The sequence below is a fragment of the Chryseobacterium sp. genome (assembly GCF_008831505.1).
In the GTDB taxonomy this organism is placed as follows: domain Bacteria; phylum Bacteroidota; class Bacteroidia; order Flavobacteriales; family Weeksellaceae; genus Marnyiella.
Genome location: NZ_CP044507.1, coordinates 1,766,550 through 1,782,253 on the forward strand (window position 1 = coordinate 1,766,550; position 15,704 = coordinate 1,782,253).

A 15,704-nucleotide genomic window follows, 5' to 3' on the forward strand; every position below is an offset into this window, starting at 1 on the left:
ATTTTAATAAAATTGTGTATCTTAAATCCCTTGCTTTTATGAAAAATATGTATAACTTTGCACTTAATAATACCTGCCACGGTTCTCATAAGAACACCGCACCTGGGCAGGTTTTCGCTTTTTATACCATAGACACTCAATTCTCTAATTCTTTTAGCGGTCTATGAACTACCATAAACCATTTGTTTCCGTTTCCGACCAAATTAAGAACTTGCAGTCCCGGGGATTGACGGTCAATGATCCTGCAAAAGCGGCGTCTTACCTTTCCAACATCAGTTATTATCGGTTACGGGCCTATACGTATCCCTTTCAGGACAATAATGATCCCACTCATCCTTTTATAATTCCGGTTTCTTTTGAAGACATTATTAAACTCTATGTCTTTGACCGCCAGTTTAGGCTCTTTGTTTTAGATGCAGTAGAGAAAATTGAAATCTCAATCCGCACGCAGATCATCTATAACTGGGCAAGGAACCACGGCAGTCACTGGCATTGCGATGGAACACTGTATCGCAATTCCGTGCAGTTCGCAAGAGACTTTACCCGCTTGCAGCAGGAAGTGGATAGAAGTGTTGAGACATTTATAGGTCATTATAAAACTACCTATACAAATCCTCACGAACCACCGTGTTGGATGAGTCTTGAAGTAACGAGCTTTGGCCTCCTCTCACTCATATTCAGGAATCTCAAAATGGGCGCGGAAAAAAAAGCAGTGACTAAATATTACGGTTTAGGAAAGGTGGATATCCTGGAGAACTGGATGCATGCCTTCAGTAACATCCGCAATGTTTGTGCACACCACAGCAGAATGTGGAACCGCAGACTCACAGCACATATTACCATACCCAATCATACGGTTAATCCGTTTATCACAAATAAAAACATTTTACCCTATAAAATTTATGCTGCCTTATGTGGCATGAAATACATCTTGGATACCATAAGTCCGGGCAATTCCTTTGCGAAACGGCTCAAAGACTTAATGCAAACCTGTCCGCTAGCCCAGGAAAAGGAAATGGGTTTTCCTACTGATTGGAAAACTGAAAGCTTTTGGAATTAACGCAATTATGAAAAACAAAGTAAACTCAACAAAATAAACATGGATATTGTAAAAGAACCAATAATTAATCTTTTCAGCACAGGAAAAAACCAATATATCATTCCTTTCTTTCAAAGACCTTATGTCTGGAAAATTGAGGACTGCGAAAACTTATACGAAGATTTCATACAGACTTTGGAAACCTCAAACAAGAATCCCCTGAAAGAACACTTTATTGGAACAGTTATTACAAAGCCTAATCCTGCCAGTAGAGCCTCAAGCGCTAAATTTGATCTCATTGACGGGCAGCAGCGATTAACAACATTTGCATTGGCTATTAAGGCCTTGGCAAACTCAGTAGACACTTCGCAGGAAAACGCGCAGCATCTTTACAATAATATTAATAATGCGCTATCGTATATAGATTCCTTTGGTAAACAGCATTTCCGAATAGTACATAATAGAATAGACAGTTCATATTTCAATAAGGTGATGGCTTCCGATGCTGATACAATTTTTGATGAAGAAGAAGGAAGAAGCAAGATCATTGATAATTACAGATTTTTTGCCAAAAACTTTAAATCACTTTCCAATTTTGAAATCGATGAATTCAACGAAGTGATACAGGGAAAGTTTTCTGCCATCAGCATGGTATTGGATGCACACGACGATGAACAGGAAATTTTTGATACCATAAATTCTCTCGGAGTAAAATTGACGACATCAGAGCTTTTGAAAAATTTTGTTTTCAATAATGATTATACCAAGGACCTTTATAAAGAATTTTGGGAAGATGTTTTCGAATCCGACGAAGAAACAATTAAATTCTGGAATACCAAAAAGACTGCAGGCCGTGTTTACCGGGAAAATATCGACGTTTTATTGTACTGTTTTCTGTTGATTGAAACCCAGAAAGACGTTTCATTAGAGCACCTCTTCAAAGATTATAAATCTTGGTTGAGCATTAAATCTGATAAGGAAAAGGAAAACTTTCTTAAAAAGTTGAAATCTTATGCCGAAGTGTATACCACTTTTCCAACCGGTACCGAACTCAATAACCTGAACTTTTCAGACTACGAAAAAAGATTTTTCCACGTCATTGAAAATCTGAATATTACTACAATATTCCCTCTGGTTTTGTTCATCTACGATCAGGAAAAAAACAATCAGGAAAGATTAAACTGCCTGCAGCTTTTGGAGAGCTACCTGGTAAGAAGAAATATAGCCAAACTCACTACGAAAAACTATAATAATCTGTTTATTTCCATTATTAAAGGTCTAGCCGACAGAGAGGAAAAATCAGTTTTTGAATCGCTCAAAGAAACCGTATATGGGTACAAGGACGAAACAAACCGCTTCCCGTCGGATGAAGATTTAGAAACCGCATTTGCAAACAATGTACTGAGTAATCAGCATGCAAAGGAAACTTTATTTACCATTGCGCTCTATCAGATCAATACGGTCCTTCATGATGTTACGGCTTTAAGTTCCAACAGTTTCTCCGTAGAGCATATGATGCCTAAACAATGGCAGGCAAACTGGAATAAGGTTATGACACCTGAAGAAAAAAACATACGAAATCAAAAATTGCTTACATTGGGCAACCTTACAATAATTACTAAAAACCTGAACAGCAAATTGCGAAACAGTTCCTGGAGTATAAAGCGAAACGTATTGCAGGAAAACTCTGCAATTCCTCTTACCACAAAATATACGTCGTTGGATCAATGGGATGAAGCTTCAATCGCTCAGCGAGCTACTGACCTGTATGATATTGCTGTAAAAATCTGGAAAAAATAACCCATGAACAAAATCACCTCCCTTACCTCCGAAGACCTGGTAGCCCAGAATATTGCCACCCTCAAACAGCTGTTTCCCACGATTGTAAAAGAAGGCGAAATAGATTTCAAAGAACTGGAATCTTTGCTTAAAAACGATCTGGTAGAAGGCGACGAATACTACCGCTTCACCTGGGCAGGCAAATCACAGGCACGCCTGGAAGCCAATAAACCCAGCACCGCCACTTTGCGTCCCGATAAAGAAAGCAGTAAAAACTGGGACACCACCAAAAATATCTTTATAGAAGGCGACAATCTGGAGGTGCTGAAACTTTTGCAGAAATCTTACGCCAACCGCATTAAGATGATTTATATAGACCCGCCTTACAATACGGGGAAAGATTTTGTGTACATGGATAACTATGCCGACAACCTGCAGAACTATCTGGACATTACCGGCCAAACCGATGCACAAGGAAAAAAAACCAGCACCAATACCGAAAGCGACGGCCGCTACCACAGCAATTGGCTCAATATGATGTACCCGCGATTGCGATTAGCAAGAAACCTGCTTACCGACGACGGCGTTATTTTTATCTCTATTGATGATAATGAGGTTCATAATCTAAGAAAATTATGTGATGAAGTTTTTGGGGAGGAGAACTTTGTAGAATGTTTAAAATGGAAAAGAAAAAAGCAACCTTCTTTTTTAGCAAGGCATACTGCAAAAGTTATGGAGTACGTCTTAATTTACGCAAAGTCTTTTAACAAACTTGAAAAACTTTCAATTGAAGGAACCTCAGATTCAACTAAGAAGGTTGTAAATCTTACAAATCAATATTCAGAAAGATTTTTTAAGAAGGGTGTAATGGTTAAATCAGGTGGTTCAGGTATTATTAAAAAAGGTAAATATCAAATAAAAACAATGACAGTTGAATATTTAGATGATGTGATTTATGAGGAAGGTTTTACAACAAATGATGTCAGCGTTTTTGCTCAGTTTTCAGTCTCTCAAGAAAAGATTGATAACTATATCGATGAAAAATTATTATTTATTACTATTAACAATGGTTTGCGAAGAGATGTTAGTGAAGAAGAAATTGGCAAAAAAAAATCAATAACTGATTTGCTATTGGATTGGGGAGATAATCAAGATAGCGATAATGAGATGAAAGAAATTTTTGAAGAGAAATATTTTGATTATACAAAACCTCTTAAATTTATGTACAATTTATCGAAATCTTCTGATACTGAAAATAATATTATTCTTGACTTCTTTGCCGGTTCCGGAACCACCGCTCACGCCGTAATGCAACTGAACGCAGAAGACGGCGGAAACAGGAAATGTATTTCGGTCCAGTTGCCGGAACTTACAGACGAAAGTTCCGAAGCTTTTAAAGCCGGTTACACCAACATTGCAGAAATTACCAAAGAACGCATCCGCCGCGCCGGAGAAAAAATTGTAAATGCAGAAAAAGAAAACCTGCAAAAAGCAGAAGCAGAACTTTCTGCAGAAAACGCCAAAGCCATTAAAGACGAAAACCTTATAGAAGAATTGGCATCTAAAATCCAAAATCTAAAATCCAAAATCCAAAATTTAGATATTGGTTTCAAGGCCTTCAAACTCGACAGCAGCAACATCCGCCCCTGGGACGGCAACCCCGAAAATCTGGAAGACCAGCTCTTCACCTACGCCGAAAACATCAAAGAAAACCGCACAGAAGAAGACATCCTCTTTGAAGTGCTCCTGAAATATGGTTTAGACCTTACCGTTCCCATTGAAGAAAAAGCCGTGGCCGGAAAAACCGTGTACAACATTGGCGCCGGAACCATGTTCATCTGCCTCGCAGATAACATTACCCCGGAGATTTCCGAAGCCATTGGCCAGTGGAAAGAAGAACTGCAGCCCGCCATTTCCCGCGTCATCTTCAAAGACAGCGGCTTCGCCACAGACAAAGATAAAACCAACGCCGTGCAGATCCTTAAACGCTTTGGTGTAGAAGAAGCGAACAGTATTTAATGCTAAGATTTTTTCCTGTTTAAACCTTTACAATAATGAATGATATAAAAGTTTTTGAAGATAAAAAAGTCCGTAGCCATTACGACATGGAAACAGAAGTTTGGTTTTTCTCTTTGGTCGATATTGTTGCGGCGCTTACCGATAGTGCAAATCCTACTGACTACCTTAAGAAAATACGGAAAAGGGACGTTGAACTTAATTCCTACATAGGGACAAATTGTCCCCAGGTACCAATGTTGGTGAATGGCAAAAATAGAAAAACACTTGCAGGCAATGCAGAACATATATTTCGATTAATACAGGCTATCCCATCACCAAAAGCAGAACCCTTTAAACAGTGGCTGGCAAAGGTGGGCTACGAAAGACTGCAGGAAATTCAGGATCCATCCTTAAGCATAGATCGCGCACGCGAAAACTGGCAAAAGATAGGCAGAAGCGAGAAATGGATTCAGCAAAGGATGACCGGACAGGAAACCCGAAATAAACTGACCGATTACTGGAAAAATTCCGGGGTTACCGAACAAAAAGAATTTGCCGCCCTCACCAATATTATTCATCAGGAGTGGACCGGCCTTTCTGTAAAGAAACACAAAGACCTTAAAGGGCTTAAATCTCAGAATCTTCGTGACCACATGTCAGAAGCCGAACTCATTTTTACCGCACTGGCAGAACTCTCCACAAGACAGATTGCTGAGAAAGATCAGTCCGAAGGTTTTTTGCAGAATGCAGTGGCAGGTAAAAAAGGAGGTGCGGTGGCAAAAAATGCCCGAAAAGAACTCGAGCAGCAAACAGGTAAGAATGCGATTACAGGTCAGAATTTTCTGCCTCCTAAAAAACAGAAGAAAGACAAGCCCTAAGTAATACATCATCTACCTTCACTTATTAATTTTTGCCCATATCTATTGTGAAAATAAAATTTGAATCCAGCCTCGATTATCAGAACGATGCCATCAACGCTATTGTCGACATCTTTAAAGGACAGGAAGCCTGCACTTCCAGTTTTACGGTGTTCTCACCGGAGTTCATCAACAAACAGGGACTCCAGTACGAGAACGAAACTGGGGTAGGCAACAAATTAGTCCTCACCCAGAGCCAAATTCTGGAAAATGTCCAGAAAATCCAATTAAAGAATGGCCTACGCCCTGCTGCAAGTCATGAGATAGACAAAGAAAATCTCGACTTTTCCGTGGAGATGGAAACAGGTACCGGTAAAACCTATGTCTATCTTAAAACCATAATGGAAATGAACCGCCAGTATGGTTTCAGTAAGTTTATCATTGTCGTTCCTTCAATACCAATTAAGGAAGGGGTTTATAAATCCTTGCAGATGACCTTGGATCATTTCCGTGAACACTTTCCGGAAAACCTCTATAACGAAAAAAGCTTTTTCATCTACGACAGTTCCGATCTGGCCTCTGTCCGAGACTTTGCCCTGGAAAACAGAATTAAAGTCATGGTGATTAATATCCAGGCCTTCTCCAAAGATATTGACGACACGGCCAAGAAAGGAAACCGTGTTATCCTGGATTACAACGACAGGTTAGGGTATCGCCCCATCTCTTTATTACAGAATACCAGACCTATTGTCATTGTAGACGAACCTCAATCCACCATGAGCAGTGCCCTGCAGAAAAAATCGGTAAAGAATCTGCATCCCTTGGCCGTCGTGCGATATTCAGCGACACATACCGAAAAAATCAACCTCATGTATAAACTGGATGCCGTGGATGCCTACAACCAGCAGCTGGTTAAGCAGATTGAGGTGGCTTCTGTTCAGGTATCCGGCGCGGCATCAAGTGGTGCTTATATAAAACTGCTTTCACTCCAGAATAAAAAAGGTATTTCAGCGAAAGTGGAATTGGATGTAAAGCAAAAGGATGGCAAAGCGAAGCGAAAGACCGTGGAGCTGAAAAAGAATGCGGATCTGCAGCAGGAAACAAAATTGCCACAATACGCAGACTACTTCCTTAAGGACATCTATGTGGAACATGAATATATCGAGTTCACTAACGGGACAGAAATAGCTTTAGGAAATTCCATTGGTGAAGTAGATGATCTCATGGTGAAGCGACACCAGATCAGAAAAACAATTGAAGAACATCTGGACAAAGAAATCAGATTGAATCCCAAACGAATAAAGGTCTTAAGTCTCTTTTTTATTGATGCAGTGAAGCACTACCGTATCTATGATGAGGATGGGAATGAGCAACTGGGAGACTACGCAAGAATCTTCGAAGAGGAATATAAAAAACTTATTGTCCTTCGTAAATATCAGTCTTTATTTCAGGAAATCAAAGATCTGGATACTGAAGTCTCTCTTGTGCACAACGGTTATTTTTCAATCGATAAAAAAGCTAAGGCCAGTAACAAAAAAGAAAAATTTGAATTCTTTAAAGATACCAGCGGTGCTGTAAAAGCAGATGAGGATACCTACAACCTCATTATGAAAGACAAAGAAAAACTGCTGAGTTTTGACAGTAAACTTCGCTTTATATTTTCGCATTCCGCACTAAAGGAAGGTTGGGACAATCCGAATGTTTTCCAAATCTGCACACTTAAGGAAGCGGGTTCCAGTGAAACGAGAAGAAGGCAGGAAATTGGCCGTGGTCTGCGTTTGGCGGTAAATCAGGCCGGAGAGCGGGTGTATGGCTTCGAAACAAATACCTTAACGGTCATGGCTAGCGAGAGCTATCAGGATTTTGTCGATAACCTGCAGAAAGAAATTGAACAAGATACCGGCATCAAATTCGGTGTTTTGCAGGATCACAGTTTTGGAAGTGTAGTGGTGGACATGCACGGTAACGAACCGGTATATCTGGGTCACGAAAAGTCCAAAGAGATTTTCGACTTCTTCTTACTAAAAGGATATATCAACAAAACAGGAAAAATCCAGGACTTGCTGAAAACCGATATTTTGGAAAATCAGGTTGATCTCGGTCAGGAATTCGAAAGTCACATCAAAGAGCAAATACTCAAGGAAATCACCAGAACGGCAGGTAAAATTAATATTAAAAGCAGCGACGATAAAATAACGGTTAAACTGAACAAGCATGTATTTTTAAGCGACGAATTCAAATCCCTGTGGGACAAAATAAAATTCAAAACTACCTATTCTGTTGATTTCGACAGCCAAAAGCTGATAAATACCTGCATCAGCCACATCGATGCACGTATCGTAATTAATGGCGGTAAAGTAATTTATAATAAAGGAAAACTTACCATGTGCGAGGGCGGTCTGTTGGTTAAGGAGGAAGAAATTTCTTACGATACCGTAAAACAGGAAGTTCATCTACTGCCGGACATTATAGGTTATCTGCAGAACGAAACGCGGCTCACAAGAAAATCAATTGCTAAAATCCTTCAGGGTGTCAGCAACTTAAATTACTTCAAAGTCAATCCTCAAAAGTATATTGAGGGTTGTATTGATGTCATCAACGAAGCTATGCGGATGCACATTGTAGATGGTATCGTTTACAAAAAAATGGGTGATCAAGAGTATTACAGCCAACAGCTGTTCGAGAATGAAGAACTTACGGGATACCTCAAATCAAACGCGGTAGAAAGCTCAAAGTCTCCTTATGAGTATACGGTTTACGATAGCAATATTGAAATGAACTTAGCCACCGAGTTCGAGAAAAATAAAAATGTCAAGGTCTACGCTAAATTACCTGATTGGTTTAAAATTGATACACCCCTCGGCAAATACAACCCGGACTGGGCAGTGCTTTTTGAAATTGACTGCAAAGAAGAACTCTATTTTGTCGTGGAGAGTAAGGGAACTTTAGGGTATGAATTTCTGCGCCCGTCAGAAAAAGGCAAAATTGATTGCGGAAAAAAACATTTTGAAGAACTTGCAAAAGGTACAGGGTATAAGATGAAGCTTGAATATGTTACCAATAATGAAGAGTTTGTAGACAAGGCAATGAGCATCTTTAACTGATAATAGTATCATCATGGAACAGAAGCAGATCCTCGTCACTTTTGAAGGTTATAAAAATTATGATTTGATCAGAGCATTGTTGCGGGAATTGAATATTCAATTTGAAGAGATTGCCTACGATTCCAGCCGCAATAGCACCGACACAGGGATTGCAGAAAACAATATTCAAGATACTACAGCGACCCAAGATGTTTCTCCTGAAGATAAAACAGAACCCAAAATTCAGAGTAAACATCGGGAAAATAACTTTGATTTTACTTTTTCAAATGATACGGTGGATCTTACCCTGCAGTTTATAAGGGAAAAACAAAAAGCCTATTTACAAAGTGGCTTACTTCGGGATTTGGTACCAATGAAATATTTGGATGTCGCCCAGGCCCTTGATAAGGATATTTCTACAATAGCGCGTATTATAGGTGACCGGGAATATGTATTCCAGGGCAAAGTACACTACTACAAAGACTTGTTTGCGGAAGGACGTTTGGTAACAGACGATGGGAGACCGGTATCTCAATACGAATTCTTTGACGAAATTCTCGATATTTTAAAAAATGAGAACAAATACAGACCGCATACAGACGAAGAAATTAAAGAAATTTTAAATAAACGTGGCTACAATATTGAGCGCCGCACAGTCTGCAAGTACAGAAATGACTTTCTTGAAATCGAAAGCTCACACGGGAGGAAAATTTTTTAGTATGATTTTTACGATACGAAGATTTCTGGACTTATTGTTCTTGCAGTTAATTCCCAGAAGACAAAAGTACAATTAAAAAATTAATCTGCTACCACCTCCTAGAAAGTGAATTATTACACTACAGCAGCTAATTGCAAAATTACTACGTAAAAATTTGTACACAAAAAAGCAATTTAAACTCTTAAAGGACTTTGCAGATAAGAATGATGCATTGTTTGATCTGGGAATTACTACCACGGATAGTTTTACCGGGGAAATCGGTGAATTCATAGCTTGTCAGCACTTCAAACTTACGAAGACCGGTCGGTCACATAAGGCAGTAGATGGCGTTGCGGTAAATGGTGAAAGGTATCAGATCAAATCAAAAGTAATTTCCACAAGCAACTTCAGTCATACAATCTCAAACTTACAGCCAGATTTATTTGATAAACTGGTTGTCGTATATTTCGATACACATTATAAGCTTCTGCGAATGCTGGTGATACCAGTTTCGAAAATCCCAGGAGATGTTTTCAAAATTACAAAATCCAATATTTCAAAATTTGAGTCTATTGATAGCGTTAAAATTCCTTTGAAATACCAAAAGGCAATTACAGATTTTGCAAAGTCATTCACCGCACTCCAGATAAATGGAATAATACGCAGTCGTAGAATAGTCGGTGATATAGGAGAATTTTATGCATGTAAGGAATTAGGTTTAATAATCTGTGAAAATCAAGCGGAGAAAGGGATAGATGCACGACATCCAAATGGTTTTACCTTCGAGGTCAAGACGAGAAGGGTTTATGATAGTGATCGCCGGATTTCGGAAGAAAGAAGATTAAATAATTTAGTAGGAAAAACTGCCGACTACCTAATCGTAGTAACACTGGACAGATGTTTTGAATGCTCCGGAATGTGGCTTATACCAATGAAGAATATCGCAAACTCTAAGTCCGCTAATCTGAAAATTGTAAATAGCACACCAGGTGTTAAAAATATTATCCCAAGCAAAATTTCCTGGTTACAGACAGGGGAACATTTAAAAGATTTCGACACAGATTTAAGAGAACGGCAGCCATCAAAAACTACTGCGGGAAAAAAGAAAATTCCTATCAAGCAAAATGAGGCTTTTCGTCCACATAAACCCGTTGCAGAAATCAAGATTACTATTATTCAACAAATTATCATCGCAGTTGTTATAATTGCCTTTGTCTATCTCGTAGCATTTAAAATGTGATAGATTGTTTTCAATAATACGCTGCCAATCAAAAATAACCTCCGCTTCACAAGTGTCCTCACTTGCAGAGTCCAACTGTGGCTGTTTGCACACAATTGTATCGTGTGGTAATAAAATAAACAATAGAGAAAAATTTTCAGGGTTGGACCAAGCCTTGCTGCCCGAAATGTTCCCTTGCTGTACTAAGGTCCCTGCCGCTCCGGACTTATTCTCTAAAATTACTTACTACTATAATACTACTCCTCATCATGAAAAACCAAAAAGCTAATTAACTAACATTATTTTTGCTATTAGAGCCGAATAAGAACCCTGTTTGGCTCATATGTGTATCCTGGAGATCAACATCGATCCCTCTGCGACAGATTTAGCCAGCCATTAAAATAAAAATGCCCCGGTAAACCGGGGCACAAATTACATATACGGAAGGAATTATGCTTTCGCGTTTCTTTCAATTCTCTTTCTTTCTTCTTCCGAAAGGACTTTCTTACGCATTCTGATAAAGTTTGGAGTTACCTCAATGGCCTCATCCGCCTGGATGTATTCCATACATTCTTCCAGTGAGAAAAGGGTTTTTGGAGCGATGTTCCCGTCCTTGTCCTTTCCTGAAGCACGCATATTGTTCAGCTGCTTGGCTTCCACAATGTTTACCACCAGGTCACCCGGCTTATTCTGCTCACCCACGATCATACCTGCGTAGATTTCCTCGCCCGGATCAACAAAGAATTTACCTCTGTCCTGAAGTTTTGCGATGGAATATTCAGTAGCCGGCCCCTGAGACTTACTTACCAATACGCCTACCAATCTGCCCGGAATGGTACCTTTGTAAGGCTTGTACTCCGTGAAACGGTGCGCCATAATAGCCTCACCTGCGGTTGCCGTAAGCATCTGAGATCTCAGACCGATCAGTCCTCTGGAAGGAATCTCGATCTCCAGGTGCTGCATTTCACCTTTGGTTTCCATAATATGAAGGTCACCTTTTCTTTGCGTGGCAAGGTCAATGACACGTGATGCGTACTCCTCAGGTACGTCAACTACCAAAGATTCATAAGGCTCACATTTTACACCGTCAATCTCCTTCAGGATCACCTGGGGCTGACCGATGGTCATTTCATAACCTTCCCTTCTCATCGTCTCGATAAGGACTGAAAGGTGCAGGATACCGCGGCCGAACACAAGGAAGGTGTTGGCATCTTCAGTTAACTCTACACGAAGCGCCAGGTTTTTCTCCAGCTCCTTCATCAGCCTTTCTTTAAGGTGATTGGAGGTTACATACTTCCCGTCTTTTCCGAAGAAAGGCGAGTTGTTGATGGAGAAGGTCATATTAAGTGTAGGCTCATCAATCGCCGTACGCGGCATCGGATCCGGATTTTCCAGGTCCACGAAGGAATCACCGATCTGGAATTTGTCGAAACCTACGATGGCACAGATATCACCCGCTTTTACTTCCTGAACTTTCTTCTTGCCCAGACCTTCAAAAACGTATAATTCCTTAACTTTTCCTTTGATGATATTACCGTCTTCCTGTGCAAGACCGATCCACTCGGATTCCTTTACAGAACCCTGAGTAATTTTACCGATAGCAATTCTGCCAAGGAATGAAGAGAAGTCAAGGGAAGTGATCTGCATTCTAAGCGGACCTTCTTTGGCTTCCGGTGCAGGAACATATTGCAGGATACCGTCCAGAAGCGGGAAAATATTGTCGGTTGGCTCCAGGGAGGTATTGAACCAGCCCTGCTTGGAAGATCCGTAAAAAGTTGGGAAGTCAAGCTGCTCCTCTGTTGCGTCCAGGTTGAAGAACAGGTCGAACACCTGGTCATGAACCTCATCCGGGCGGCAGTTCGGTTTATCTACTTTGTTAATTACCACTACGGGTCTAAGACCCAGTTCCAGTGCTTTCTGCAATACGAAACGCGTCTGTGGCATGGGTCCTTCAAAGGCATCTACTAAAAGCAAAACACCGTCGGCCATTTTCAGAACCCGCTCCACTTCACCACCAAAATCGGCGTGACCGGGAGTATCAATTACGTTAATCTTGGTATCTTTATATGATACCGATATGTTTTTGGATAAAATGGTGATACCACGCTCTCTTTCAAGATCGTTATTATCCATGATTAAATCGCCGGATTCCTGATTTTCTCTGAAAATGCTGGTTGCGTGAATAATTTTGTCAACCAAAGTGGTCTTACCGTGGTCAACGTGCGCAATGATTGCGATATTTCTAATGTTTTGCATAAATATTTTTTGACGGTGCAAAAGTAGTTTTTTTATTTGAGAGTAGAAACAATATATTTAAAAGATTTATCCACCGTTAATGTATTGATAATGAAATCATTTCGCGGGCTCACAAAATAAAGAAATGCGGCCAATCACAACCCTCTCTACCTAAAATCAAAGTATTGATTCTCTAATAAAAAACAGGAAAGATTAGCTAAAAAAAAATGTACATTTGGTTAAAAGATCCCAATATGAGAATTGAGCGGAAGCACAGCGGCAAAGACATCAGCATATTTTCGGAAATGACTTTACTGGCACAGCAACACGGCGCTGTAAACCTGTCGCAGGGCTTTCCCGACTTTGAAACAGACCCAAAACTTAAAGAACTTCTGGCCAAAGCAACGGCAGATAACCATAACCAATATGCTCCGCTCACGGGAGTTCCCCTGCTTATAGAAAATCTGGCAACCTTCAATGCTGCCCGTCCTAAACCCCTTCGCATCCACCCGTCTGAAATAATAATTACGCCCGGTGCCACGTACGGAATTTACTGCGCGCTGGCCACTATCCTGAATCCCGGCGACGAGGTAATTGTTTTGGAACCCAGCTACGACAGTTATGTGCCGGCCATCGAGATAAACGGTGGCAAACCGGTATTCGTTAGTCTGGATACAGATTTCAGACCTGATTTTGAAAAGATAAGAAATGTGGTTACGATGCAAACCCGGGCAATCATAATAAATTCACCGCACAATCCGTCAGGAAATATCTGGACAGAAAGTGACTGGGAACAGTTGTGGCAGATTGTAAAGGATACGGAGATCATCGTTATTTCGGATGAAGTTTACGACCTTCTCTGTTATGACGAAAATACGTTCACGAGTGTAATGCACCACACTCAGCTTCGGGAGCGGAGCTATGCGGTGTTTTCTTTCGGCAAAATGTTCCACGCTACCGGCTGGAAGGTAGGATATGTGCTGGCAAGTGAAGAACTTAATCACGCTTTCCGGCGTGTGCACCAATACTTAAGTTTTTGCGTGAATGTTCCGGCGCAGTATGCCCTGGCCGGATATCTGGAAGTCTTTGATGCCAAAGCCAATGCGCAAATGATGCAGGAAAAAAGAGATTACCTGATTGATGCTTTCGCCTGTTTACCTTTTGAAATTAGTTCAAAAGCCCAGGGCGGCTATTTCCAAACCATGGACTACCGTAACTTTTCAGATCTGAATGATAAGGACTTCGCGGTCTGGCTTACCAGGGAGAAAAAGGTCTGCACCGTACCCGTTTCGGCGTTTTATCATAACGGGCAGAATACCGGGAAAGTCAGGTTTTGCTTTGCCAAAAAAGAAGAGACCATGGATAAGGCCGCAGAACTTCTGCGCAACCTTCTATAAAAAAAGCCGGAAAAAAATTCCGGCTTCGTGTATTACGCTATTTGGCTGATGACGTCTTCAATTTTATCCAGCGCCAGCTGAATTTCCTCTTTAGTTACGTTCAGGTGCGGGCGGAAACGCAGTGACTGGTCACCGCAACCCAGGATAATCAGGTTACGGCGGTACAGCTCGTCACGTACGGCGTCACGCTGTGCACCATCGGTAAGGTCTATGGCACACATCAGGCCTCTTCCTCGTGCATTTGAAAGATACTGAGGATATTTTGCAGCCAAATTCTGCAATCCTGAAAGCAGATAATCTCCTACCACTCTGGCATTTTCGCAGAGGTTTTCTTTTTCAATCACCTCAAGAACCAGTTTGAAACGCATCATATCGATGAAGTTACCACCAAATGTGGAGTTAATCCTGGAACTCTCGCGGAAAACATTGTTCGGTATTTCATCAAATTTTTCCTTATTGGCCAGAACCCCGCAAACCTGGGTTTTCTTTCCAAAGGAAATGATATCCGGCTTCGATGTAAAATGCTGGAACGCCCACATTTTCCCTGTAATCCCGATGCCGGTCTGCACTTCATCGAAAATCAGTAAGACTTCGTTTTCATCACACAGCTTTCTTAAGCCGGTAAAGAACTCATCGCGGAAATGGTTGTCGCCGCCTTCTGCCTGAATAGGTTCGATGATGATGCAGGCTACCCGGTTTGGATTTGCCAATATCGCCTCTTCAATATTCAGCAGCGCCAACTGCTCATTTTTGATTGTCGTCTCCAGATTTTCCTCCGTTACCGGGAAAGTTAAGTAGGGGTTTATGATCCGTGGCCAGTCGAACTTCGGGAAGTACATATGCTTCCGCGGGTCTGAGGTGTTGGTTAAACTCAGAGTATAACCGCTGCGGCCATGGAAGGACTGACGGAAATGGATGCAGATATCACCTTCCACCGTGAGGTCCTTTTCAAAGTTCTTACGCGTTTTCCAGTCGAAGCAGGCCTTCATGGCATTCTCTACCGCCAAAGTTCCGCCTTCAATAAAGAAGCAGTACTGCAGTTCCTGCGGAATAGCAACACGTTCGAAAACTTCCATAAATTCCGCATACTCCTCGGAATAAACATCAGCCAGTGTGGGTTTGTTAATCGCCATGCGGCCCAGCCAGTCGGAATGCTGTACTACGTAGGGATGATTATAGCCGATGGAGGCAGACGCAAACATGGAAAACATATCCAGAAATTCAGTGCCGCTTAATTTGTCGGCGATATAGGAACCGTGGGATTTCTCGATATCCATAACGAAGTCGAAACCGTCGGCAAGGATATGTCGGGCCAGGGTGTTTTTTACTTTATTGGTAGTCTCTGGTTGTTGAGCGATGGTGTTATTCATATTTTTTATGATTGTTTTAAAAGCTGCAAT

10 protein-coding genes are annotated in these 15,704 nt (G+C 41.0%); 8 read left to right on the top strand and 2 right to left on the bottom strand.

Annotation, left to right across the window (positions count from 1 at the left end):
* The first annotated feature begins 163 nt into the window (after positions 1–163).
* The 7 genes from F7R58_RS08255 to F7R58_RS08285 all read left to right on the top strand — a co-directional run bounded on the left by F7R58_RS08255 (position 164) and on the right by F7R58_RS08285 (position 10,693).
* Entirely contained in the window at positions 164–1,060 is an 897-nt protein-coding gene (locus tag F7R58_RS08255; RefSeq protein WP_158064456.1) for an Abi family protein, read from the top strand.
* Positions 1,061–1,099: 39 nt separating this feature from the next.
* Positions 1,100–2,839 (top strand): DUF262 domain-containing protein, encoded by a 1,740-nt coding sequence (locus F7R58_RS08260; RefSeq protein ID WP_158064457.1) that lies wholly within the window; start codon positions 1,100–1,102, stop codon positions 2,837–2,839.
* Between the two features lie 3 nt (positions 2,840–2,842).
* A complete protein-coding gene (locus tag F7R58_RS08265; protein ID WP_158064458.1) occupies positions 2,843–4,837 on the top strand; it encodes a site-specific DNA-methyltransferase in 1,995 nt (664 codons plus the stop codon).
* A 35-nt stretch (positions 4,838–4,872) separates the two neighbouring features.
* Positions 4,873–5,694 carry a BRO family protein gene (locus F7R58_RS08270; RefSeq protein WP_158064459.1) on the top strand — a complete coding sequence of 274 codons (822 nt, stop codon included), beginning with the start codon at positions 4,873–4,875 and terminating at the stop codon, positions 5,692–5,694.
* Positions 5,695–5,741: 47 nt separating this feature from the next.
* Complete coding sequence (locus tag F7R58_RS08275; protein ID WP_158064460.1) at positions 5,742–8,777, top strand: type III restriction-modification system endonuclease; 3,036 nt, start codon at positions 5,742–5,744, stop codon at positions 8,775–8,777.
* 13 nt (positions 8,778–8,790) lie between these two features.
* Positions 8,791–9,474: a hypothetical protein gene (locus F7R58_RS08280; RefSeq protein WP_158064461.1), complete on the top strand. Its 684-nt coding sequence runs from the start codon at positions 8,791–8,793 to the stop codon at positions 9,472–9,474.
* A 154-nt stretch (positions 9,475–9,628) separates the two neighbouring features.
* Positions 9,629–10,693, top strand: coding sequence for a DUF6998 domain-containing protein (locus F7R58_RS08285; RefSeq protein ID WP_158064462.1), 1,065 nt, complete (start codon positions 9,629–9,631; stop codon positions 10,691–10,693).
* Positions 10,694–11,122: 429 nt separating this feature from the next.
* On the opposite strand, the gene typA is transcribed toward F7R58_RS08285, so the two are convergent.
* Positions 11,123–12,928, bottom strand: coding sequence for a translational GTPase TypA (typA, locus tag F7R58_RS08290; protein WP_158064463.1), 1,806 nt, complete (start codon positions 12,926–12,928; stop codon positions 11,123–11,125).
* A gap of 206 nt (positions 12,929–13,134) precedes the next feature.
* On the opposite strand from typA, the gene F7R58_RS08295 reads away from it, so the two are divergent.
* Entirely contained in the window at positions 13,135–14,304 is a 1,170-nt protein-coding gene (locus F7R58_RS08295; protein ID WP_158064464.1) for a methionine aminotransferase, read from the top strand.
* A gap of 32 nt (positions 14,305–14,336) precedes the next feature.
* On the opposite strand, the gene lat is transcribed toward F7R58_RS08295, so the two are convergent.
* Positions 14,337–15,674 carry an L-lysine 6-transaminase gene (lat, locus tag F7R58_RS08300; RefSeq protein ID WP_158064465.1) on the bottom strand — a complete coding sequence of 446 codons (1,338 nt, stop codon included), beginning with the start codon at positions 15,672–15,674 and terminating at the stop codon, positions 14,337–14,339.
* Positions 15,675–15,704: the final 30 nt, after the last annotated feature.

Bases quoted from the DNA above. Each gene is read 5' to 3' on its own strand.
- F7R58_RS08255 (WP_158064456.1), top strand. From the start codon at position 164: ATGAACTACCATAAACCATTTGTTTCCGTTTCCGACCAAATTAAGAAC.
- F7R58_RS08260 (WP_158064457.1), top strand. From the start codon at position 1,100: ATGGATATTGTAAAAGAACCAATAATTAATCTTTTCAGCACAGGAAAA.
- F7R58_RS08265 (WP_158064458.1), top strand. From the start codon at position 2,843: ATGAACAAAATCACCTCCCTTACCTCCGAAGACCTGGTAGCCCAGAAT.
- F7R58_RS08270 (WP_158064459.1), top strand. From the start codon at position 4,873: ATGAATGATATAAAAGTTTTTGAAGATAAAAAAGTCCGTAGCCATTAC.
- F7R58_RS08280 (WP_158064461.1), top strand. From the start codon at position 8,791: ATGGAACAGAAGCAGATCCTCGTCACTTTTGAAGGTTATAAAAATTAT.
- typA (WP_158064463.1), bottom strand. From the start codon at position 12,928: ATGCAAAACATTAGAAATATCGCAATCATTGCGCACGTTGACCACGGT.
- F7R58_RS08295 (WP_158064464.1), top strand. From the start codon at position 13,135: ATGTACATTTGGTTAAAAGATCCCAATATGAGAATTGAGCGGAAGCAC.
- lat (WP_158064465.1), bottom strand. From the start codon at position 15,674: ATGAATAACACCATCGCTCAACAACCAGAGACTACCAATAAAGTAAAA.